The organism is Streptomyces sp. KL116D, assembly GCF_030766975.1.
GTDB lineage: Bacteria > Actinomycetota > Actinomycetes > Streptomycetales > Streptomycetaceae > Streptomyces > Streptomyces longispororuber_A.
On sequence record NZ_JASERH010000087.1, the window covers coordinates 65019 to 86023 of the forward strand.

The 21005-nt window shown below is 71.7% G+C and carries 22 protein-coding genes and 1 riboswitch; of the genes, 9 read left to right on the forward strand and 13 right to left on the reverse strand.

What is annotated here, in order from left to right; translation table 11 throughout:
- Nucleotides 1-16: 16 nt before the first annotated feature.
- The 5 genes from metF to RBJ77_RS35330 form a co-directional block, all read right to left on the reverse strand.
- Nucleotides 17-937: a methylenetetrahydrofolate reductase [NAD(P)H] gene (gene metF, locus RBJ77_RS35310; RefSeq protein WP_372348724.1), complete on the reverse strand. Its 921-nt coding sequence runs from the start codon at nucleotides 935-937 to the stop codon at nucleotides 17-19.
- Nucleotides 938-1022: 85 nt separating this feature from the next.
- Nucleotides 1023-1670, reverse strand: coding sequence for a thiamine phosphate synthase (thiE, locus tag RBJ77_RS35315; RefSeq protein WP_372348725.1), 648 nt, complete (start codon nucleotides 1668-1670; stop codon nucleotides 1023-1025).
- Between the two features lie 81 nt (nucleotides 1671-1751).
- Nucleotides 1752-2117: an Rv2175c family DNA-binding protein gene (locus RBJ77_RS35320; protein WP_372348726.1), complete on the reverse strand. Its 366-nt coding sequence runs from the start codon at nucleotides 2115-2117 to the stop codon at nucleotides 1752-1754.
- A gap of 134 nt (nucleotides 2118-2251) precedes the next feature.
- Nucleotides 2252-3484 (reverse strand): NAD(P)/FAD-dependent oxidoreductase, encoded by a 1233-nt coding sequence (locus tag RBJ77_RS35325; RefSeq protein WP_372348727.1) that lies wholly within the window; start codon nucleotides 3482-3484, stop codon nucleotides 2252-2254.
- A 92-nt stretch (nucleotides 3485-3576) separates the two neighbouring features.
- Complete coding sequence (locus RBJ77_RS35330) at nucleotides 3577-3924, reverse strand: hypothetical protein (protein WP_372348728.1); 348 nt, start codon at nucleotides 3922-3924, stop codon at nucleotides 3577-3579.
- 52 nt (nucleotides 3925-3976) lie between these two features.
- Nucleotides 3977-4090, forward strand: a riboswitch (TPP riboswitch).
- Here RBJ77_RS35330 and thiO point away from each other — a divergent pair.
- From thiO to RBJ77_RS35355, 5 genes are all read left to right on the forward strand, one after another.
- Nucleotides 4088-5257, forward strand: coding sequence for a glycine oxidase ThiO (thiO, locus tag RBJ77_RS35335; protein ID WP_372348729.1), 1170 nt, complete (start codon nucleotides 4088-4090; stop codon nucleotides 5255-5257). Its footprint overlaps the riboswitch before it by 3 nt.
- Nucleotides 5254-5454 carry a sulfur carrier protein ThiS gene (thiS, locus tag RBJ77_RS35340; RefSeq protein ID WP_372348730.1) on the forward strand — a complete coding sequence of 67 codons (201 nt, stop codon included), beginning with the start codon at nucleotides 5254-5256 and terminating at the stop codon, nucleotides 5452-5454. The genes thiO and thiS overlap by 4 nt, the downstream gene beginning before the upstream one ends.
- 7 nt (nucleotides 5455-5461) lie before the next feature.
- Nucleotides 5462-6256 (forward strand): thiazole synthase, encoded by a 795-nt coding sequence (locus RBJ77_RS35345; RefSeq protein WP_372348731.1) that lies wholly within the window; start codon nucleotides 5462-5464, stop codon nucleotides 6254-6256.
- A gap of 89 nt (nucleotides 6257-6345) precedes the next feature.
- Nucleotides 6346-8283 (forward strand): Stk1 family PASTA domain-containing Ser/Thr kinase, encoded by a 1938-nt coding sequence (gene pknB / locus RBJ77_RS35350; protein WP_372348732.1) that lies wholly within the window; start codon nucleotides 6346-6348, stop codon nucleotides 8281-8283.
- A 51-nt stretch (nucleotides 8284-8334) separates the two neighbouring features.
- Nucleotides 8335-9198, forward strand: a complete 864-nt coding sequence (locus tag RBJ77_RS35355) for a deoxyribonuclease IV (RefSeq protein ID WP_372348733.1) — start codon at nucleotides 8335-8337, stop codon at nucleotides 9196-9198.
- 25 nt (nucleotides 9199-9223) lie between these two features.
- Here the strand turns inward: RBJ77_RS35355 and RBJ77_RS35360 are convergent, their stop codons facing one another.
- On the reverse strand, nucleotides 9224-9856 hold the full coding sequence (locus RBJ77_RS35360) for a sulfite oxidase-like oxidoreductase (RefSeq protein WP_372348734.1): 633 nt from the start codon (nucleotides 9854-9856) through the stop codon (nucleotides 9224-9226).
- A 175-nt stretch (nucleotides 9857-10031) separates the two neighbouring features.
- Here RBJ77_RS35360 and bfr point away from each other — a divergent pair, with 175 nt between their 5' ends.
- Nucleotides 10032-10511, forward strand: coding sequence for a bacterioferritin (bfr, locus tag RBJ77_RS35365; protein ID WP_372348735.1), 480 nt, complete (start codon nucleotides 10032-10034; stop codon nucleotides 10509-10511).
- Here bfr and RBJ77_RS35370 read toward each other — a convergent pair whose 3' ends face one another.
- Both RBJ77_RS35370 and RBJ77_RS35375 read right to left on the reverse strand, forming a co-directional pair.
- Nucleotides 10512-10751 carry a bacterioferritin-associated ferredoxin gene (locus RBJ77_RS35370; RefSeq protein ID WP_372348736.1) on the reverse strand — a complete coding sequence of 80 codons (240 nt, stop codon included), beginning with the start codon at nucleotides 10749-10751 and terminating at the stop codon, nucleotides 10512-10514.
- Nucleotides 10752-10908: 157 nt separating this feature from the next.
- On the reverse strand, nucleotides 10909-12261 hold the full coding sequence (locus RBJ77_RS35375; protein WP_255972182.1) for a class II 3-deoxy-7-phosphoheptulonate synthase: 1353 nt from the start codon (nucleotides 12259-12261) through the stop codon (nucleotides 10909-10911).
- A 284-nt stretch (nucleotides 12262-12545) separates the two neighbouring features.
- Here RBJ77_RS35375 and RBJ77_RS35380 point away from each other — a divergent pair, with 284 nt between their 5' ends.
- A complete protein-coding gene (locus tag RBJ77_RS35380) occupies nucleotides 12546-14435 on the forward strand; it encodes an anthranilate synthase family protein (protein ID WP_372348737.1) in 1890 nt (629 codons plus the stop codon).
- On the opposite strand, the gene RBJ77_RS35385 is transcribed toward RBJ77_RS35380, so the two are convergent.
- From RBJ77_RS35385 to RBJ77_RS35405, 5 genes are read right to left on the reverse strand one after another with little or no spacing between them, the layout of a single operon-like run.
- The gene (locus RBJ77_RS35385) at nucleotides 14378-15382 is read right to left on the reverse strand and encodes a 2-hydroxyacid dehydrogenase (protein ID WP_372348738.1); all 1005 of its coding nucleotides are present in this window, start codon (nucleotides 15380-15382) and stop codon (nucleotides 14378-14380) included. The two genes, RBJ77_RS35380 and RBJ77_RS35385, sit on opposite strands and share 58 nt — an antisense overlap.
- Before the next feature lie 46 nt (nucleotides 15383-15428).
- Nucleotides 15429-16457, reverse strand: coding sequence for a 6-phosphofructokinase (locus RBJ77_RS35390; protein WP_372348739.1), 1029 nt, complete (start codon nucleotides 16455-16457; stop codon nucleotides 15429-15431).
- Nucleotides 16458-16509: 52 nt separating this feature from the next.
- Nucleotides 16510-17211 (reverse strand): response regulator, encoded by a 702-nt coding sequence (locus RBJ77_RS35395; RefSeq protein ID WP_372348740.1) that lies wholly within the window; start codon nucleotides 17209-17211, stop codon nucleotides 16510-16512.
- Nucleotides 17212-17240: 29 nt separating this feature from the next.
- Complete coding sequence (macS, locus tag RBJ77_RS35400; protein ID WP_372348741.1) at nucleotides 17241-18482, reverse strand: MacS family sensor histidine kinase; 1242 nt, start codon at nucleotides 18480-18482, stop codon at nucleotides 17241-17243.
- Between the two features lie 37 nt (nucleotides 18483-18519).
- The gene (locus RBJ77_RS35405) at nucleotides 18520-19290 is read right to left on the reverse strand and encodes a lysophospholipid acyltransferase family protein (RefSeq protein ID WP_372348779.1); all 771 of its coding nucleotides are present in this window, start codon (nucleotides 19288-19290) and stop codon (nucleotides 18520-18522) included.
- A 191-nt stretch (nucleotides 19291-19481) separates the two neighbouring features.
- Between RBJ77_RS35405 and RBJ77_RS35410 the strand changes: the two genes are divergently transcribed.
- Both RBJ77_RS35410 and RBJ77_RS35415 read left to right on the forward strand, forming a co-directional pair.
- Nucleotides 19482-20300 carry an alpha/beta hydrolase gene (locus tag RBJ77_RS35410; protein WP_372348780.1) on the forward strand — a complete coding sequence of 273 codons (819 nt, stop codon included), beginning with the start codon at nucleotides 19482-19484 and terminating at the stop codon, nucleotides 20298-20300.
- 64 nt (nucleotides 20301-20364) lie between these two features.
- Nucleotides 20365-20940 (forward strand): hypothetical protein, encoded by a 576-nt coding sequence (locus tag RBJ77_RS35415; protein ID WP_372348781.1) that lies wholly within the window; start codon nucleotides 20365-20367, stop codon nucleotides 20938-20940.
- Nucleotides 20941-21005: the final 65 nt, after the last annotated feature.

Here is a 21005-nt window from a genome sequence, read left to right on the forward strand (position 1 = left end):
CTACGGGTACGGCCCATCAGGCCCGCTGGTCGTGCAGGCCCAGGTTCTCGTAGATTTCCAGCGTCGCCGTGGAGTTGTTGAGCGTAATGAAGTGCAGACCCGGCACTCCCTCGTCAAGCAGCTTGGCGCAAAACTCCGTAGCGAACTCGATGCCAATGGAGCGTACAGCGGCTGGATCGTCTTTGGCTGTGAGGATCCGCTCTTTCAGCGCCGGAGGGAAGTCGGCGTTGCTGAGCTTGGGCAGGCGCTCGAGCATGCGCACACTCGTCACCGGCATGCATTCCGGGATGATCGGGGTGTCGCAGCCCGCGGCGGCGACCTTGTCGCGCAGCCGCAGGTACTCCTCCGGGTAGAAGAACATCTGGGTGATCGCGTAGTCGGCGCCGGCCCGGCACTTGTCGACGAAGTGCCGCACGTCGGAGTCCCAGTCCGCGGAGCGGGGGTGCATCGCGGGGAACGCGGCGACGCCGACGCAGAAGTCGCCGGACTCCTTGATCAGTTCGACGAGTTCGGCCGCGTACGTCAGGCCCTCCGGGTGCGAGACCCAGTCACCCATCGGGTCGCCCGGCGGGTCACCGCGGACCGCCAGCATGTTCCGGATCCCGGCGTCGGCGTACTGGCCGATGATGTTGCGCAGTTCGGCCACCGAGTGCTCGACGGCGGTGATGTGGGCGACCGGCGTCAGCGTCGTGTCCCCGACGATCTGCTGCGTCTCCTTGACGGTGCCCGCGCGCGTGGAACCGCCGGCGCCGTACGTGACGGAGACGAAGTCGGGCGCGACCGCCTCGACCCTGCGCAGCGCGTTCCACAGGTTGCGCTCGCCCTTCGCGGTCTTCGGCGCGGAGAACTCGAACGAATACGTCGTCTTGCCGGTCGCGAGCATGTCGCGCACGGTGCGAGCGCGATCAGTCCTGGTGGAAGCGGTGCCAAGGGCCATACGGGCAGGTTACTGACGGAATCCGGTTGCCCCTAATCCCCGTCCACCCTGCGGACAGCGGGCCGGAACGCCTGTTCCCCACGGGTCACACGGTGCGCAGGCGCTTCGCGAACTCGGCCGCCGCGGCACCCGGATCGTCGGCCTCGGTGATGGCCCGGACGACGACGACGCGGCGGGCGCCGGCGTCCAGCACCTCGTCCAGGTTCCCGAGGTCGATGCCGCCGATGGCGAACCAGGGACGGTCGGTGCCGAGGCCCGCCGTGTACCGCACCAGGTCGAGGCCCGGGGCGTACCGGCCGGGCTTCGTCGGCGTCGGCCAGCAGGGGCCGGTGCAGAAGTAGTCCACGCCCTCCTGGACCGCGGCCGCGGCGGCCTCCTCGTCGGCGTGCGTGGAGCGGCCGATCAGGACGTCCGCGCCGAGGACCGCGCGGGCCGCGGGGACCGGCAGGTCGCCCTGGCCCAGGTGCAGCACGTCCGAGCCCGTCGCGTGGGCGACGTCCGCCCGGTCGTTCACCGCGAAGAGCTTGCCGTGGCGGCGGGCCGCTTCGGCGAACACGGCGAGGTGCTCGAGCTCCTCGCCCGCCTCCATGCCCTTGTCGCGCAGCTGCACGATGTCGACGCCGCCGGACAGCACGGCGTCGAGGAACTCCGGCAGGTCGCCCTGGCGCTTGCGCGCGTCGGTGCACAGGTACAGCCGTGCGTCGGCGAGCAGCGCGCGCTTGGAGTCGGCCATGGAAGTCCCCCCGTATGTGGTGCGGTGTCGGTGGCGTGCGCACCACACAGCCCGTGGTGCGCACGCCGGACGGTCGTCAGGTCAGACGGCGAGCGCCTGGGCGCGGCGCTTCACCTCCGTGCCGCGATTCTCGCTCAGCGCCTGCGCGGGGGTGCCCGGCAGGGTGTCGTCGGGAGTGAAGAGCCACTCCAGCATCTCTTCGTCGGTGAAGCCGTCGTCCCGCAGGAGCGTCAGGGTCCCGGTGAGGCCCTTGACGATCTTGTCGCCGTCGATGAAGGCGGCGGGCACGTGCAGTGCCCTGTTCTCACCACGGCGTACGGCGATCAGCTGGCCTTCCTTCACCAGCTGTCGCACACGCGTCACCTCGACACCGAACTGCTCGGCGATGTCGGGGAGGGTGAGCCAGTCGGGGACGAGAGCATCCGTCTTTGCGTCAATCTCGGTCACAGGACAAGCCTGCCATCCCGGACTGACACTCGGAAGCCGGGCCCCGCTGACCAGGCGTTCCGTGCGCGCGAACGGGTCGGTCGGGTCGGTCGGACCGCTCAGATCGCTCAGGCCGCTCAGGCCGGTCGGACCGCTCAGGCCACCGCGGCCTTGAGCGGCCGGGCGGGGTCGGCCAGCCGGTCGGGGTCCAGGACGGTGCCCGCCTCGATGAGCTTGCGCCCCTGCGCGAGGTCGCGGGGCTTGCCGACGGCCAGGACGGCCACGAGGGCGCCGTCCCGCAGCCAGCACACCGACCACGCCGCGCCGGCCGGGTCGCCGCGCCAGACCGTCGTGTCGGCGACCTCGTGGTGGCCGGCGTACTGCACGAAGCGGCCGAACTGCTCGGACCAGAAGTAGGGCACCGGGTCGTAGGCGGCCGGGGTCTCGCCGATGATGTTCGCCGCGACCGTGCGGGGCCCCTGCAGCGCGTTGTCCCAGTGGTGGACCATCAGGCGCTTCGCGTAGCGCGTCGACGGGAAGGACGAGCAGTCCCCCACCGCGTACACGTCGGGTACGGAGGTGCGCAGCCGCTCGTCCGCCACCACCTCGCGGTGGGCGCCCAGCTCGATGCCGGAGCCGGCCAGCCAGCGGGTGGCGGGGCGGGCGCCGATGCCGACGACGACGGCGCCCGCGGGCAGCCGCGTGCCGTCGTCCAGGACCACGGCCCCCTCCTCGACGCTCGCCACGCGCGCGTGGGTGCGCAGCCGGGCTCCGGCGTCCGCGTACCAGGCCGTCATGGGGGCGGCGATCTCCGCGGGCAGCGCCCCGGCCAGCGGTCGCTCGGCCGCCTCCACGACGGTGACCCGGCAGCCCGCCTCGCGGGCCGCTGTGGCGAACTCGGCACCGATCCAGCCGGCCCCGACGACGACCACGTCGCGCTGCTCGGCGAGGACCGGGCGCAGCCGCTCGGCGTCGTCGAGGGTGCGCAGCAGGTGCGTGCCGGGCGTGGCCTGCGCGCCCGGCAGCCGGACCGGCTCGGCGCCGGTGGCGACGACCAGGACGTCGTACGGCACCGGGCCGTGGGCCGTGTCCAGCTCGTGGTCGGCGGGGCGCAGGCCGGTGACCTCGCGGCCGAGTTCCAGGGTGACGCCGAGCGCCTCGAAGTCGACGTCGAAGGCCGAGCCCTCGGCCTTGCCGAGCAGGACGGCCTTGGACAGCGGCGGGCGGTCGTAGGGCTGGTGGGGTTCGGCGCCGATGAGCGTGACGGTGCCGGGGAACCCCTGTTCGCGCAGGGCCACCGCCGTCTGCACACCGGCCATGCCCGCGCCGACGATGACGACGTTCCGCTGCCCCGTGGGCGTCCCGTTCCCGCTCCGCTGCTCACTCACGGGATCACCTTAGGCACCTGATCTTGTGTCAGTCAGCGGCGTGGGCCACTCCCGGCCCGTGACGTCCTGCACACGTGTCACCGGTTTAGTGATCAAACCGGTGCGGTGATCTCCTCGACGACGCTGGTCCCGCTGCCCTCCTGCGACTCCCAGGCCCAGGTCTCGTCGAGCCGCAGGCGCCCGTCGGGCCGTTCGGACACGACGGAGACGCAGTGCCCGGAGGACGTGCTGCCGTCGGTCTTCAACTGGACGTAGCGGAAGTCGAGCCGGTCGCCGGCGCGGGTCCCCACGAGGTGTCCCCGCACGACGTCGCCGCCTTCGTAGTCGGCCCAGATCCGGCCGTCCTGCTCGTGGTAGCGGAAGCGCGTCCTGGTGCCCACCTGCCCCGGCGCCTGGTCGGCTACGGGGGCGAGGACGAGACCGTCGAGGGATCGGGCCACGGGCGGAGGCTCCCTTACTGGGGCTGACGGCGAAGAGTTAGGGTGGCCAACGTAAAGCACTCGCGGGAGCCCGTACGCAGCGGGCTGAGAGGGAGGCTGGAGCGGCCTCCGACCGTACGAACCTGATCCGGGTCATGCCGGCGAAGGGAGGGGCTGGACGCCCATGTCGCGTACGCCGAGCACCACCACCGACGCAGTCGTCGTCGGGGGCGGCATCATCGGTCTGGTCACCGCGTGGAGGGCCGCGCAGCGCGGTCTGTCCGTCGCGGTCGTGGACCCCGCACCGGGCGGCGGGGCCGCCCAGGTGGCGGCCGGGATGCTGGCCGCCGTCACCGAACTCCACTACGGCGAGCAGACGTTGCTCGGTCTGAACGTCGAGTCGGCGCGGCGCTATCCGGAGTTCGCCGCGGAGCTGTCCGAGGCGTCGGGCCAGGACCTCGGCTACCGCGCGTGCGGCACGCTGGCCGTCGCCCTCGACGCGGACGACCGGGCGCACCTGCGGGAACTGCACGCCCTGCAGCGGAAGTCGGGCCTGGAGTCCGAGTGGCTGTCGGGCCGGGACTGCCGCCGCCTGGAGCCGATGCTCGCGCCGGGCGTGCGCGGGGGCCTGCGGGTCGACGGTGACCACCAGATCGACCCGAGAAGGCTCGCGGGCGCCCTCGTGACGGCCTGCGAGCGGTCCGGCGTGGTCTTCCACCGGACGTGGGCCGAACGGCTCTCCGTCGCACGGGGCCGGGCCCGCGGGGTCGTCCTCGCCGACGGCGGCGAGTTCGCGGCGGACCAGGTGGTGCTGGCGGGAGGCAGCCGCAGCGGTCAGCTCGCGGGGGTCCCCGACGAGGTGCTGCCGCCGGTCCGGCCGGTCAAGGGCCAGGTCCTGCGGCTGACGGTGCCGAAGCGGTACGCGCCGTTCCTGAGCCGCACGGTCCGCGCCGTGGTCCGCGGCAGCCACGTCTACCTGGTGCCGCGCGTCAACGGCGAACTGGTCGTCGGCGCCACCACCGAGGAGCTCGGCTGGGACACCGAGGTCACGGCGGGCGGCGTCTACGAACTGCTGCGGGACGCCCACGAACTCGTCCCCGGCATCACGGAGCTGCCGCTGACCGAGACCCGCGCGGGCCTGCGCCCCGGCTCCCCGGACAACGCGCCGCTGCTCGGCCCGACGGCGCTGCCCGGACTCCTCCTGGCCACCGGCCACTACCGCAACGGCGTGCTGCTCACGCCGGTCACCGGCGACGCCATGGCGCAGGTCCTGGCCACCGGTGAACTCCCGGAAGAGGCCCGCCCGTTCACCCCCAGGCGCTTCAGCGGCGCCTCCTTGGAGCAGCCCGCATGAACGTATCCCTCAACGGTGAGCCGCGCGCGGTGGCGTCCGGCACCACCCTGGACGCCCTCGTGGCCACCCTCACCGCCGCGCACTCCGGTGTCGCGGCCGCGCTCAACGAGACCGTCGTCCCGCGCACCCAGTGGCCCGTCACGGCGCTCTCCGAAGGAGACCGCGTCGAAGTGCTCACCGCCGTACAAGGAGGCTGACTCGATCATGGCTGACGACGCTTTCGTCCTCGGCGGCACCACCTACTCCTCGCGCCTGATCATGGGCACGGGAGGGGCGCCGAGCCTCGACGTCCTGGAACGCTCGCTGACCGCCTCCGGCACCGAGCTCACCACGGTGGCCATGCGCCGGGTGAACGCCGACGTCCACGGGTCGGTGCTCTCGGTCCTGGAGAAGCTCGGCATCGGGGTGCTGCCGAACACGGCGGGCTGCTTCACCGCGGGAGAGGCGGTCCTCACGGCCCGCCTCGCGCGCGAGGCGCTCGGCACGGACCTGATCAAGCTGGAGGTCATCGCCGACGAGCGCACCCTCCTGCCGGACCCGGTCGAGCTGCTCGACGCCGCCGAGACGCTGGTCGACGACGGGTTCACGGTCCTGCCCTACACGAACGACGACCCGGTCCTCGCCCGGAAGCTGGAGGACGTGGGCTGCGCGGCCGTCATGCCGCTCGGCTCCCCGATCGGCTCCGGGCTCGGCATCCGCAACCCGCACAACTTCCAGCTGATCGTCGAGCACGCGCGCGTGCCGGTGATCCTGGACGCGGGCGCGGGCACGGCCTCCGATGTGGCGCTCGCCATGGAACTGGGGTGCGCGGGTGTGATGCTCGCCTCGGCGGTGACCCGCGCGCAGGAGCCGGTCCTGATGGCCGAGGGCATGCGGCACGCGGTCGAGGCGGGCCGCCTCGCGTACCGTGCCGGACGCATCCCCAAGCGCCATTTCGCCGCGGCGTCGTCCCCTTCGGAGGGGCAGGCGCAGCTGGATCCCGAACGCCCCGCGTTCTGATCGCACGCCCGGTCACAGCTCTGCTGCAGTACGGATCCGGTCCCGCCGCACGGGACCGGCCTGTCGGTGGCTCCTCGTAGACTCGCTGCGTGGACACGACCCTTCAGGACCCGTTGCTCGGGCATGTGCTCGACGGCCGGTACCGCATCGACGCACGCATCGCGGTCGGCGGGATGGCCACGGTCTACCGGGCCGTGGACACCCGCCTCGACCGGGTGCTCGCGCTCAAGGTGATGCACCCCTCGCTCGCGGCCGACGCCTCGTTCGTCGACCGCTTCATCCGCGAGGCCAAGTCCGTCGCCCGCCTCTCGCACCCCAATGTGGTCGGCGTGTACGACCAGGGCACGGACGGCGCGTACGTGTACCTGGCGATGGAGTACATCGCGGGCTGCACGCTCCGTGACGTGCTGCGGGACCGGGGAGCGCTCAGGCCGCGCGCGGCGCTGGACATCCTGGAGCCGGTCCTCGCCGCGCTCGGGGCGGCGCACCGCGCGGGCTTCGTGCACCGCGACATGAAGCCGGAGAACGTCCTGATAGGGGACGACGGCCGGGTGAAGGTGGCGGACTTCGGTCTCGTCCGCGCGGTGGACTCGGTCACGAACACGACGGGTTCGGTCCTCGGCACGGTGTCGTACCTGGCGCCCGAGCAGATCGAGGACGGCACCGCGACCGCGAGCGTGGACGTGTACGCGTGCGGGGTCGTGCTCTACGAGATGCTGACCGGCGCCAAGCCGCACTCCGGGGAGACCCCCGCCCAGATCCTGTACAAGCACCTGAACGAGGACGTGCCGCCGCCCTCAGCGCTGGTCCCCGGCCTCCCGTTCGAGCTGGACGAGCTGGTCGCGTCGGCCACCGCCCGCACCCCCGCGGTCCGCCCGCACGACGCGGTGGCACTGCTCGGCGACGTCAGGAACGCCCGGTCGGCGCTCAGTGACGCCCAGTTGGACGCGGTGCCGCCGCAGGCGCGCGACGCCGAGCACGCGGGCGCCGACGACCGTACGAGCGTGATCCCGCGGGCGATCCGGACGAACGCGGTGCAGCTGCCGCTGCCCGCCCCGGAGGACGAGCTCAACCGCACGAGCCGCCTGGCGACCCCGCCGCCGGCGCCGCCCGCGCCCGCCCGGCGCCCGGGTGGCCGCGGCCCGCGCCGCGGCGTGTTCCTGGTCGTCGCCGCGGTGCTGCTGGCCCTCGGCGTGGGAGCGGGCGTCTGGTACATCAACTCGGGGCAGTTCACGAAGGTCCCCGCCCTGCTCACCAAGACCGAGGCGCAGGCGAAGCAGCGGCTCGACGAGGCCGGGCTGCAGACCGGCCGGATCTCGCGCGCGTACAGCGACGCGTACAAGCGCGGCACGGTGATGGCCACCGACCCCGAGTCGGGTGCCCGCATCCGGGACGACGGCACGGTGAACCTGACGGTGTCGAAGGGCCCGGAGACCGTGGAGGTCCCCGATCTGAAGGGCACCGCGCTCACCACGGCGAAGAGCGACCTCAAGGGCCGGGGCCTGGTACCCGGCATGATCACCAGGGCGTTCAGCGAGGAGATCCCGAAGGGCTCCGTGATCAGCACGGACCCGGTGGCGGGCACGACCCGCAAGTCCGGTTCCGCGGTGGCCCTGGTCGTCTCCAAGGGCACGCCGGTCGACGTCCCCGACGTCACGGGCGACTCCGAGGACGACGCCGTCGCCGAGCTGGAGGAGGCCGGTCTGAAGGTGGAGATCGCCACGGACCGGGTCAACTCGGAGGAGGACAAGGGCGATGTGGCCGAGCAGTCCCCCGGCGCGGGCAAGCAGCTCGCCGAGGGCGACACGGTGACGCTGACGATCTCCAAGGGCCCCGTGATGGTCGAGGTCCCGGACGTCACGGGCAAGAAGGTCGACGAGGCGCACGCCGAGCTGGAGGCCGCCGGCTTCAAGGTCGACGAGGACCGCGGTCTGCTCGGTCTCTTCGGTGACACGGTGAAGGACCAGTCCGTGGAGGGCGGGGACGAGGCGCCCAAGGGGTCGTCGATCACGATCACCATCCGGTAGGGCCATGGGGCCGGGCGGGTGGCGCTCCGGCCCCATGACACCCTTGACCGGGTGAACAGCAGCATCCGCAACCCGATCGGCGGTCACGTCCCCGTGGCCGGCGGCCTCGCCTCCGTGGGGCTCTCCTACGCCCAGGAGCTGAAGGCCGAGACCGTCCAGGTCTTCGTGGCCAACCCGCGCGGCTGGGCCACTCCCCCCGGCAACCCGAAGCAGGACGACGAGTTCCGTGCCCGGTGCGCCGCCGAGGGCGTACCGGCGTACGTGCACGCCCCGTACCTGATCAACTTCGGCTCGCACACCGAGGCCACCGTCGACAAGTCCGTGGAGTCCCTGCGGCACTCGCTGCGCAGGGCCCGGGCGATCGGCGCCCTCGGCGTCGTCGTGCACACCGGGTCCGCGACGGGCGGCCGTGAGCGCGGGGTCGCGCTCGCCCAGGTCCGGGAGCGGATGCTGCCGCTGCTCGACGAGCTGACCCACGACGACGACCCGTTCCTGCTGCTGGAGTCGACGGCCGGGCAGGGCGCGTCGCTGTGCTCGCGCACCTGGGACTTCGGCCCGTACTTCGACGCCCTCGACCACCACCCCAGGCTGGGCGTCTGCCTCGACACCTGTCACATCTTCGCGGCGGGCCACGACCTGACGGGCCCGGCCGGCATGACGCAGACGCTGGACCTGCTCGTGGAGACGGTCGGCGAGGGCCGCCTCAAGCTGATCCACGCCAACGACTCCAAGGACGTCGTGGGCGCCCACAAGGACCGTCACGAGAACATCGGCTCCGGCCACATCGGCGCGGACCCGTTCCGCGCGCTCATGGCGCACCCGGCGACCGAGAACGTCCCGCTGATCATCGAGACGCCCGGCGGCAAGGAGGGGCACGCGGCGGACGTCGCCCGTCTCAAGGAGCTGCGCGGCTGAGGATCCCCACGCGGCGGGACGGGCCCTAGAGCTCGGGGCCTTCCCCGGGCTCTTCCTGGTACGAGTACCGCTGCTCACGCCACGGGTCGCCCACGTTGTGGTACCCGCGCTCCTCCCAGAACCCGCGCCGGTCCGCGGTCATGTACTCGACGCCGCGCACCCACTTCGGCCCCTTCCAGGCGTACAGGTGCGGGACCACGAGGCGCAGTGGGAAGCCGTGCTCGGCGGTGAGCAGTTCGCCGCCCTTGTGGGTGGCGAAGACGGTGCGCTCGGAGGCGAAGTCGGCGAGCCGCAGGTTCGAGCTGAACCCGTACTCGGCCCAGACCATGACGTGCGTGACATCGGGGTGGGGCGGGGCCAGCTCCAGGATCGTGGCGGCCCGCACGCCGCCCCATTCGGCGCCGAGCATGCTGAACTTCGTCACGCAGTGCAGATCGCCCACGACGGTCGCGTACGGCAGTGCCGAGAACTCCTCGTGGTTCCAGCAGTGCTTCTCGCCGTCGGCGGTGGCGCCGAAGACCCTGAACTCCCAGCGCTCGGGCCGGAACTTGGGCACCGGGCCGTAGTGCGTGACCGGCCAGCCGCGCTGCAGGCGCTGCCCCGGCGGAAGCTCCGGCTGCACTGCTCCCCCAGACTCGCTACCCACCGGATGACCCATGCCTCCATCCTGACAGACCCCGGGCAGTGGACGTGACCACGCGGCGCCCGACGGCCCGCAGTCGATCATCGATTCGGGCAACTCCTACTAAGCGTGCACTTACTGGACGCTTTTCTGCACCGATGCAAGGATGCGCGGAACCTGCCCAGTCACCCTCTTGGAAGGAGCCTCTGCGATGCAGGGCGACCCCGAGGTCATCGAATTTCTCAACGAGCAGCTGACCGCCGAACTGACGGCGATCAACCAGTACTTCCTGCACGCCAAGATGCAGGAGAACTTCGGCTGGACGAAGCTCGCGAAGTACACGCGGCACGAGTCGTTCGACGAGATGAAGCACGCGGAGGTGCTGACCGACCGGATCCTGTTCCTGGACGGTCTGCCCAACTACCAGCGGCTCTTCCACGTCCGGGTCGGCCAGACGGTCACCGAGATGTTCCAGGCCGACCGGCAGATCGAGGTCGAGGCGATCGACCGGCTGAAGCGGGGCATCGAGGTGATGCGCGGCAAGGGTGACATCACGTCCGCAAACATCTTCGAGTCGATCCTCGAGGACGAGGAGCACCACATCGACTACCTGGACACGCAGCTGGAGCTGGTGGACAAGCTCGGTGAGGCGCTCTACATCGCGCAGCTCATCGAGCAGCCCGAGAGCTGATCAGGCGGCTTCCGGGAGCTCCGCCCGCGGCGCGAGGGCGACGGCCGCTTCACCCTGCTCGACCAGCTCCCGACGGGGGCACGCGCCGCGTCCGAGGAGGGCCTGGATCCGGCGCACGCACGAACCGCAGTCGGTGCCGGCCTTGCAGGCCGAGGCTATCTGGCGGGGGGTGCAGGCACCGTCCTCCGCGTGCTTCTTGACCTGCGCCTCGGTGACCCCGAAGCAGTTGCAGACGTACACGCGGTTCCACCTCCCGGTCGGGACTCATAGGTAGTGCCGTCCCGATTGATCGGTGAGGCTAACCTAACCTTACCCGCCGGGTCGGAAGCACAAAAGTGCCGTGGGGCGCGGATCCCTGTGATCCGCGCCCCACGGCGTTACGTACGGTCAGTGAACGTCACTGGTCGCGGTACATCTCCGCCACCAGGAAGGCCAGGTCGAGCGACTGGCTGCGGTTCAGACGCGGGTCGCAGGCCGTCTCGTAGCGCTGGTGCAGGTCGTCGACGAAGATCTCGTCGCCGCCGCCCACGCACTCGGTGACGTCGTCACCGGTGAGCTCGACGTGGATGCCGCCCGGGTGCGTGCCGAGCGCCTTGTGGACCTCGAAGAAGCCCTTGACCTCGTCGAGCACGTCGTCGAAGCGCCGGGTCTTGTGACCGGAGGCCGCCTCGTACGTGTTGCCGTGCATCGGGTCGGTGATCCAGGCGACGGTCGCGCCGGAGGCGGTGACCTTCTCGACCAGCTCGGGCAGCTTGTCCCGGACCTTGTCGGCGCCCATGCGGACGATGAAGGTCAGCCGGCCCGGCTCGCGGTCCGGGTCGAGGCGCTCGATGTACTGCAGCGCCTCCTCGGCCGTCGTCGTCGGGCCGAGCTTGATGCCGATCGGGTTGCGGATCTTCGAGGCGAACTCGATGTGCGCGCCGTCCAGCTGACGGGTGCGCTCGCCGATCCAGACCATGTGGCCCGAGACGTCGTACAGGTTGCCCGTCCGCGAGTCGACGCGGGTCAGCGCCGACTCGTAGTCGAGCAGCAGCGCCTCGTGGGACGCGTAGAACTCGACCGTCTGGAACTCGGCCGGGTCGGTGCCGCAGGCGCGCATGAAGTTCAGCGCGTTGTCGATCTCGCGGGCGAGCTGCTCGTAGCGCTGGCCGGACGGGGACGACTTCACGAAGTCCTGGTTCCAGGCGTGCACCTGGCGCAGGTCCGCGTAGCCGCCCGTGGTGAAGGCACGCACCAGGTTCAGCGTCGAGGCGGACGCGTGGTACATCCGCTTCAGGCGCTCGGGGTCCGGGATGCGGGCGGCCTCGGTGAACTCGAAGCCGTTGACGGAGTCGCCGCGGTAGGTCGGCAGGGTGACGCCGTCGCGGGTCTCGGTCGGCTTGGAGCGCGGCTTGGAGTACTGGCCGGCGATGCGGCCGACCTTCACGACCGGCACCGAGGCGGCGTACGTCAGCACGGCGCCCATCTGGAGCAGGGTCTTCAGCTTGTTCCGGATGTGATCTGCGGAGACGGCGTCGAAGGCCTCGGCGCAGTCGCCGCCCTGGAGGAGGAACGCCTCTCCCTTGGCGACGGCAGCCAGTCGGGCGCGCAGCTGATCGCACTCGCCCGCGAAGACGAGCGGCGGATACGACTCGAGCTCCGCGATCACGTCGCGCAGAGCCTCGGCATCGGGGTACTCGGGCTGCTGCGCCGCGGGCAGGTCTCGCCAGGTGTTGCCAGCGCTTGCGCTGGTCTTAGCGTTCACGGTCACCTCGCCAACATTACGGGTTCATGTCTCGCGTCCATTCCACCGCTCATCTTTTGAGACGGACCAGACACGTCTGAGCCGGACCCGCCGGCATCGGGTACGGTGACGCTCATGTTCGCGCAGCTTCTGAACCGCACCTGGTGGTGGACCGCACATCCGGCGGCCCACTGACTGCGCGTATCCGAATCCGCGAAGGCCGCCCGAGGGGCGGCCTTCAGTGTTTTCCGACACGACAGCGGCTGTTCCTCCTGAACCGACTCTCCGAAAGTCACCGGAAGGAACCAGCCGTGTCGCTGACCGACCTGCTCGCCGACGAACGTCCCTTCGCCCTGCTCCGCCGCCGCACCCCCGGCCGTGACCACGACACCGTCGAGGTCCTGATCGGCCGGGTCGGCGTGCACGAGAAGCTCGCCGACGTCCCGGAGGGCCTCGCCCTGGTCCCCTTCCGGCAGATCAGGGAGCGCGGCTTCGACGTCCGCGACGACGGCACCCCGCTCGCGGTCCTGGTGCCCGAGGAGTCGTACGAGCTGCCGCTCGCCGAGGCCCTTCAGCAGCTGCCGCGGCACGACGTCCGGGTCAGGGACGGCGGGTTCGACGTCGACGACGACACGTACGCCGGCATCGTCGGCCGGGTCCTGGACGAGGAGATCGGTCGGGGCGAGGGCGCCAACTTCGTGATCCGCCGGACGTACCGGGGCGAGATCCCCGGGTTCTCCCGGGCCGACGCCCTCGCCCTCTTCCGGCGGCTGCTCGACGGGGAGCGGGGCGCCTACTGGACGTTCGTCGTGCACACCGGGGACCGCACGCTCGTGGGCGCCAGCCCCGAGGTGCACGTGCGGATGTCGGGCGGGACGGTCGTCATGAACCCCATCAGCGGCACGTACCGCTACCCGGCCGCCGGGCCGACGCCGGACGACCTGCTCGGTTTCCTCGCCGACGGCAAGGAGATCGAGGAGCTGTCGATGGTCGTCGACGAGGAGCTCAAGATGATGTGCACGGTCGGCGACATGGGCGGGGTCGTCGTCGGGCCGCGGCTGAAGGAGATGGCCCACCTCGCGCACACCGAGTACGAGCTGCGCGGGAAGTCCACCCTGGACGTGCGGGACGTCCTCAGGGAGACGATGTTCGCGGCGACCGTCACCGGCTCCCCCGTGCAGAACGCCTGCCGGGTCATCGAGCGGCACGAGGTCGGCGGGCGCGGCTACTACGCGGGGGCGCTGGCCCTGATCGGCCGGGACTCGGGCGGCGCGCAGACCCTCGACTCGCCCATCCTGATCCGGACCGCCGACATCGACGCGGCCGGGCGGCTGCGGGTCCCGGTCGGCGCCACGCTCGTCCGTGGCTCGGACCCGGCGAGCGAGGTCGCCGAGACGCACGCCAAGGCCGCCGGGGTGCTGGCCGCGCTGGGCGTTCGGCCGTCCCGCCCGCGCGCGGACCACGCGCGGCCCGCCCTGGCCGACGACCCGCGGGTGCGGGCGGCGCTGGACGGGCGGCGGGCGGCGCTCGCGCCGTTCTGGCTGCGGATGCAGGAGCGGGCCGGCGAGCTGACCGGGCACGCGCTCGTCGTCGACGGCGAGGACACCTTCACCGCGATGCTGGCGCACGTGCTGCGCTCGTCGGGTCTGGAGGTCTCGGTGCGGCGCTACGACGAGCCGGGGCTGCGGGAGACGGTGCTCGCGCACGAGGGGCCGGTGGTGCTCGGCCCCGGGCCCGGTGACCCGTCCGATCCGGCCGACCCGAAGATGCGGTTCCTGCGGTCGCTGGCGGCGGAGCTGATCCGCGGGCACGAGCACGGGGTGCTCGGGGTCTGCCTCGGGCACGAGCTGATCGCGGCCGAGCTGGGTCTGGAGATCGTCCGCAAGGACGTGCCCTACCAGGGCGCGCAGACCGAGATCGACCTCTTCGGCCGCACCGAGACCGTCGGCTTCTACAACAGCTTCGTGGCGCGCTGCGACGACGAGGCGGCCGTGGAACTGGCCGCGCACCACGTGGAGGTCAGCCGCGACCGGGGGAACGGCGAGGTGCACGCGGTGCGCGGTCCCGGCTTCGCGGGCGTGCAGTTCCACCCGGAGTCGGTGCTGTCGCTGCGCGGGGCGGGCGTGGTGCGCGAGCTCCTCGGTCAGCTCTTGGGCGCCGCGGGCACCAGGACGTTCTCGGAGCGGCGGCCCGCCCGGTAGTCCACGACGTTCTGCACCGTGGTGTCGATGATCTGGCCGACCGCGTCCACGGTGTAGTACGCCTGGTGCGACGTGACCAGGACGTTCGGGAACGTGACGAGGCGGGCCAGGGTGTCGTCGTCGACGATCTCCAGGGACTTGTCGAGGAAGAACAGGCCCGCCTCGGCCTCGTACACGTCGAGGCCGACGCCCGTGAAGCGGCCCTCGCGCAGTTCGGCGACGAGGGCCTTGGTGTCGACGAGGCCGCCGCGGCTGGAGTTGATCAGGATCGCGTCGTCCTTCATCGTGCGCAGCGCGGCGGCGCCGACGATGTGCTCGGTGGCGGGCAGCAGCGGTACGTGCAGGCTGATCAGGTCGGCCTCGGCGAACAGCTGCTCCTTCTCGACGTACTTCATGCCGAGCTCGACGCAGTTCGGGTTCTCGGCGACGTCCCAGCCGAGCAGGTTCATGCCGAAGCCGTGGGCGATCCGGGTGAACGCCTCGCCGATCTTGCCGGTGCCGAGGACGCCGACGGTGCGGCCCCGCATGTCGCGGCCGAGGAGTCCGTCGAGGCGGAAGTCGAAGTCGCGGGTGCGGTTGCTGGCGCGGACGATGCGGCGGTTGACCGCCATCGCCAGGGCCCAGGCGAACTCGGCGACCGAGTACGGCGAGTAGTACGAGACCCTGGCGACGGTCAGTCCGAGGCGTTCGGCGACCTCCAGGTCGATGTTGTTGAAGCCGGTGGAGCGCTGGGCGATCATCTGCGTGCCGCCGGCAGCGAGGGTCTGGAGCACGCGGTTGTTGAGGGTCGCGTTCACGCTCGTGGAGATGATCTCGTAGCCCGCCGCGATGGGCGCGGTGTCCTCGTTGAGGAAGACGTCCAGGCAGCGGACGTCGTGGTGGCCCTCGAAGGCCTTCTCGATGAGGGGCTTTTCGTCGGATTGCACGCCAAATGCGAGGATCTCCATGAGCGCGAGTCTAGGCCGACCCGGCCCCTCCGGCAGCCCCGGAACGTCAGCCGAAGAAGACGCCCACCTCCCGGTACAGAGTGGGATCCACCGTCTTCAGGCGGGCCGTCGCCTCGGCGATGGGCACGCGCACGATGTCCGTGCCGCGCAGCGCGACCATCTTGCCCCAGTCCCCGTCCCGCACCGCGTCGATCGCGTGCAGCCCGAACCGGGTGGCCAGCCAGCGGTCGAAGGCCGACGGCGTGCCGCCGCGCTGGACGTGCCCGAGGACCGTGGTGCGGGCCTCCTTCCCGGTCCGCTTCTCGATCTGCTTCGCGAGCCACTCGCCGACGCCGGAGAGCCGGACGTGCCCGAAGGAGTCGAGCGACTCGTCCTTGAGGACCATGTCGCCGTCGCGGGGCATCGCCCCCTCGGCGACCACCACGATCGGTGCGTACGACGCCTTGAAGCGGGAGGTGACCCAGGCGCACACCTGGTCGAGGTCGAAGCGCTGCTCGGGGATGAGGATGACGTTGGCGCCGCCGGCCAGGCCCGAGTGCAGGGCGATCCAGCCCGCGTGCCGGCCCATGACCTCCACCACCAGGACCCGCATGTGCGACTCGGCCGTGGTGTGCAGGCGGTCGATGGCCTCGGTGGCGATGCCGACGGCGGTGTCGAAGCCGAAGGTGTAGTCGGTGGCGGAGAGGTCGTTGTCGATGGTCTTCGGCACGCCGACGGCCCGGATCCCGTACTCGTCGGTGAGGCGTGCCGCGACGCCGAGGGTGTCCTCGCCGCCGATCACGATGAGGGCGTCGACCTCCTGTTTGGCGAGGTTCTCCTTGACGCGGCGGATGCCGTGCTCCGCCTGGAGCGGGTTGGTGCGGGACGAGCCGAGGATGGTGCCGCCGCGGGGCAGGATGCCGCGCACGGCGGGGATGTCGAGACGGACGGTGTCGTTCTCCAGGGGACCGCGCCAGCCGTCCCGGAAGCCGACGAAGTCATAGCCGTACTCCTGCACGCCCTTGCGGACGATGCCCCGGATGACGGCGTTGAGCCCGGGGCAGTCGCCGCCTCCGGTCAGTACTCCGACCCGCATCGCGTAACTCCCTTGTCACGGTGAGCAGTTCGGAAAACTGTCCCGCGCGGAGTCACTCGTCGTCCAGACCCCGCTCTATCGCGTACCGCACGAGCTCCACGCGGTTGTGCAGCTGGAGCTTGCCGAGGGTGTTCTGCACGTGGTTCTGGACGGTGCGGTGCGAGATGACCAGCCGTTCGGCGATCTGCTTGTAGCTGAGGCCCTTGGCGACCAGGCGCAGCACCTCGGTCTCCCGGTCCGTGAGCTCGGGGGCCTTCGGCTCGTCGGCGTCGGCGGCGGCCGCGGGCTCGGAGGCGAGCCGGCGGTACTCGCCGAGGACGAGACCCGCGAGTCCTGGCGTGAACACCGGGTCGCCGACGGCCGTGCGGCCCACCGCGTCGATCAGTTCGGCCGTGGACGCCGACTTGAGGAGGTAGCCGGTCGCGCCCGACTTCACCGCCTCCAGGACGTCGGCGTGCTCGCCGCTCGCGGAGAGGACGAGGACGCGCAGCGCCGGATCGGCGCCGACGAGCTCCTTGCAGACCTGGACCCCGGGCTTGGCCGGCAGGTTCAGGTCGAGGACGAGGACGTCGGGGCCCACGGCCTGGGCGCGGCGCACCGCCTGCTCGCCGTCGCCCGCCGTGGCCACGACGTCGAAGCCGGCCTCGGCCAGGTCGCGGGCGACGGCGTCGCGCCACATCGGATGGTCGTCGACCACCATGACCCTGATCCCGGCCGCGCCGTCCCCCGCATCCGCGGTCTCCTGTGCGTTCATCGCTCCGGACCTGCCTTCCCCCGTGACGTTCATGGTGTTCTCTGCTTCTTCGGTACGTTCAGTTCCACCTCGGTGCCCTGGCCGGGGACCGAGATCAGTTCGGCGGTGCCGCCGATGTCGCGCAGCCGCCCGCGGATGGACTGGGCGACGCCGAGCCGCCCCTCGCCCTCCGCCTGGGCGAGCCGGCCGTCGGGGATGCCGGGCCCGTCGTCCCGCACGGTCACGATCACCGTGTCCGGCTCGTCCTCGACCAGGATCCACGCGTGCGCGTCCGCGCCCGCGTGCCGCCGCACGTTGTCCAGGGCGGCGCTGACCGCGGCGGCCAGCTCCCGGGCCGCGGCGGGCGGCATCAGGACCGGGGCGCCCGGCTCGGCGAAGGTGACCCGGGCACCGGCGTGCCCGGCGAGCAGGGACCGCAGGTCGCGGGGGGCGGCGTCGTCGTCCGGGTGATCGTCTGGGTCGTCAGGGGCGTCGGGATGGTCGAAGGCGCGCACCACCGCGCCCAGGGCCGTGTCCTCGGAGGCCCGGGACGTGGGGGTCAGTCCGCCGGCGACCAGGGTGCGCAGCGCGACCTCCTGCTCGCCCGCCATCCGGCCGAGCTCGGCGGCCTCGCCGCCCAGGGCGGTGCCGCGCCGCTGCACCATGGCGAGGACCTGGAGGACGCTGTCGTGGATGTCGCGGGCGAGCCGCTCCCGCTCGCGCGTGGCGGCCTCGATCTCCAGGGCGCGGGCGAGGGTCCGCTCGGAGGCGCGGGCCACCTCGACGACATAGCCGATCGCTATGCCCGCGATGCACACCAGCAGGACGTTGTGGATGATGCTGCGGCTGATGTCGCCGCGCTGCACGACGTTCGAGACGCCGATGGCCACGGACGCGGTGGCCGCCCAGCGCCAGCCGCCCTTGAGGGCCCAGGCGAGGACGGCGCCCGCCGTCCAGATCGACGGCAGCGTGGAGCCGCCGGTCACGGCCCGGTCGTGGCCCGCGACCGGTGAGAGCAGGATGCCGGCGACGGCGATGGTCAGGTCGGCGGTGAGGAACCGCTTGGTGCACCGGCGGCCGCCCGACACCTGCGGCAGCGTCGCCAGGGTCCACACCGCCAGGACCACGAAGTAGGCGATCCCGACCCAGGGCCGCTCGTACACCTCGTACGCGGAGGCGAAGAGCCCGATCGCGTACACCATCGTGAGCACGCGATAGCCCATGAGGGCGCGCCACAGCGGCTGCTCGACCGACATCCGGACGACCCGCTCGCGCCTGGCTGTGTTCCCCATGTCTCCCCCCGACCCCGGCACGTGAGGAACGACGCGACTAGGAGCCGCCCCGTTCCTTCTCCAGCGCCTTCTGCGTCTCCTTCAGCGCTTCTTTCTGCGCGTCCTTCTCGGCCTTCTCCGCCTTCGCGGCGTCCGCGATCTGCCGCTTCGCGGCGGTCGCGTACATGTCGACGTACTCCTGGCCGGAGAGCTTCATGATCTCGTACATGACCTCGTCGGTCACCGCGCGCAGCACGAACCGGTCGTGCTCCATCCCCTGGTAGCGGGTGAAGTCGAGCGGCTTGCCGATGCGGATGCCGGGGCGCATCAGCTTGGGGAGGACCTTGCCCGGGGGCTGGATCTTCTCCGTGTCGATCATGGCGACGGGGATCACGGGGGCGCCGGTGGCGAGCGCCACGCGGGCCAGGCCGCCGGGCTTGCCGCGGTAGAGGCGGCCGTCGGGCGAGCGCGTGCCCTCGGGGTAGATGCCGAACAGCTCGCCGCGCTCCAGGACCTCGATGCCGCTCTTGATGGCGGCCTCGCCGGCGCCGCGCGAACCCGACCGGTCCACCGGCAGCTGGCCGACGCCCTTGAAGAAGGCGGCCGTGAGCTTGCCCTTCACGCCCGGCGTGGTGAAGTACTCGGCCTTCGCGATGAAGGTGACCTTGCGGTCGAGGACGGCCGGCAGGAAGAACGAGTCCGAGAAGGACAGGTGGTTGCTGGCCAGGATCGCGGGTCCCTCGGCGGGGATGTTCTCGAGCCCCTCCACCCACGGACGGAAGCCGAGCTTCAGCGGCCCTCCGATGGCCACCTTCATTGCGCCGTAGATCAACCCACTGCCTTCCCTCGTGCCCGGACCCTCGTACCCGTATCAGTCCGAGGATCAGACCTTAACCCGCGGCGCCGCTCAGGGGCCCGATGACCCTGGTCGGTGTCAGTCCGGTCGCGTACCGTGAAGTTCTCGTCCCGATGCCTGATGCCCCTCTCTCCACCCCTACCTTCACGAACAGGAGACCGATGGTGCCGGTCCTTCCTGGAGCCGAGCCGTACCGCCACGAAGGCGGCGAGGTCGGTGTCCTCCTCTGTCACGGCTTCACCGGATCCCCCCAGTCGCTGCGGCCCTGGGCGGAGTATCTGGCCGAGCGCGGCCTGACCGTCTCGCTCCCGCTGCTGCCCGGCCACGGCACCCGCTGGGAGGACATGGCGGTCACCGCCTGGCAGGACTGGTACGCGGAGGTGGACCGCGCCCTGAGCGAGCTGACGGAGCGCTGCTCGCAGGTCTTCGTCTTCGGTCTGTCCATGGGCGGCGCCCTCGCGCTGCGCCTGGCGGCCCGGCACGGCGACCGGATCACGGGCCTCGTCCTGGTCAACCCGGGGAACAAGGTGCACGGCCTGTCCGCGTACGCGCTCCCGGTCGCCCGGCACCTCGTCCGCACCGTCAAGGGGATCGCCAGCGACATCGCCAAGGAGGGCGCGGTCGAGGTCGGCTACGACCGGGTGCCGCTGCACTCGGCGCACCAGCTGCGCACGTTCTTCCGGCTCGTCGACCGGGAACTGCCGCAGGTGACCCAGCCGTTGATGGTGCTGCACAGCGTCCAGGACCACGTGGTGCCGCCCGCCGACTCGGCCCGGGTGCTCGGCCGCGTGTCGTCCACGGACGTCACGGAGATCCTGCTGGAACAGAGCTACCACGTCGCGACGTTGGACCTGGACGCGGACCGGATCTTCGACGAGAGCTACGCGTTCGTCGACCGGCTCGCCCCCGGTGCAGGCAAGATTCCCAGCGAGGGCGTGACAAGCCCCGGCGAGGGCGCGGAAGGGACGGCCAGCGGTGGCTGAGCAGGAGCGGAGCGGGCCCGAGAGGCCCGAGAGCCCGGACGGCGGCGAGAGCCGGGAGCCCCAGCTGCCCGGCGGCGAGCAGCCGCAGGAGAGCGAGGAGCACGATCCCCTGCTGCCCGCCGACGAGGACGCCGCCTGGGCGCAGATCGTCGCCGGGTACGGGGAGGAGCCGCCGGACCCGCCGGGCGCGAAGCCGTTCAAGTCGGTGGAGGACCTGGCCCTGCTCGACCCGGAGACCAATCCGACGCCGGACCGCGACGAGCCCCCGCAGCAGGAGCCCCGGAGCCCGCTCGGCTCCTCGGTCTCCTTCGCGCCCGGTGTCGCCGCCACGCCCGGCCCGCGTGACTACAGCGCGCCGGAGGCGTCCGACGACGACCTGGACGAGGACGACGAGGGCCACTTCGTCCCGCCGGAGCCGCCGCCGCTCCCGGAGGCGGACGTCACGGCCAAGTTCGCCTGGCTGGCCGTGATCGGCGGCCCGGTGCTGCTGCTCCTGTCGGTGCTGCTCGGCTGGGACATGACGTGGTGGCTGGCGACGCTCTGCATCGGCGGCTTCCTCGGCGGCTTCGCCACGCTGATCGCGCGGATGCGGCCGAGCGACGAGGAGGACGACGACCCGGGACGCGGCGCCGTGGTCTGAGCCCGACCCGTACGTCCCGAGGGCCCGCCGGATCCGCTCCGGCGGGCCCTCGGCGTGTGCGGAGG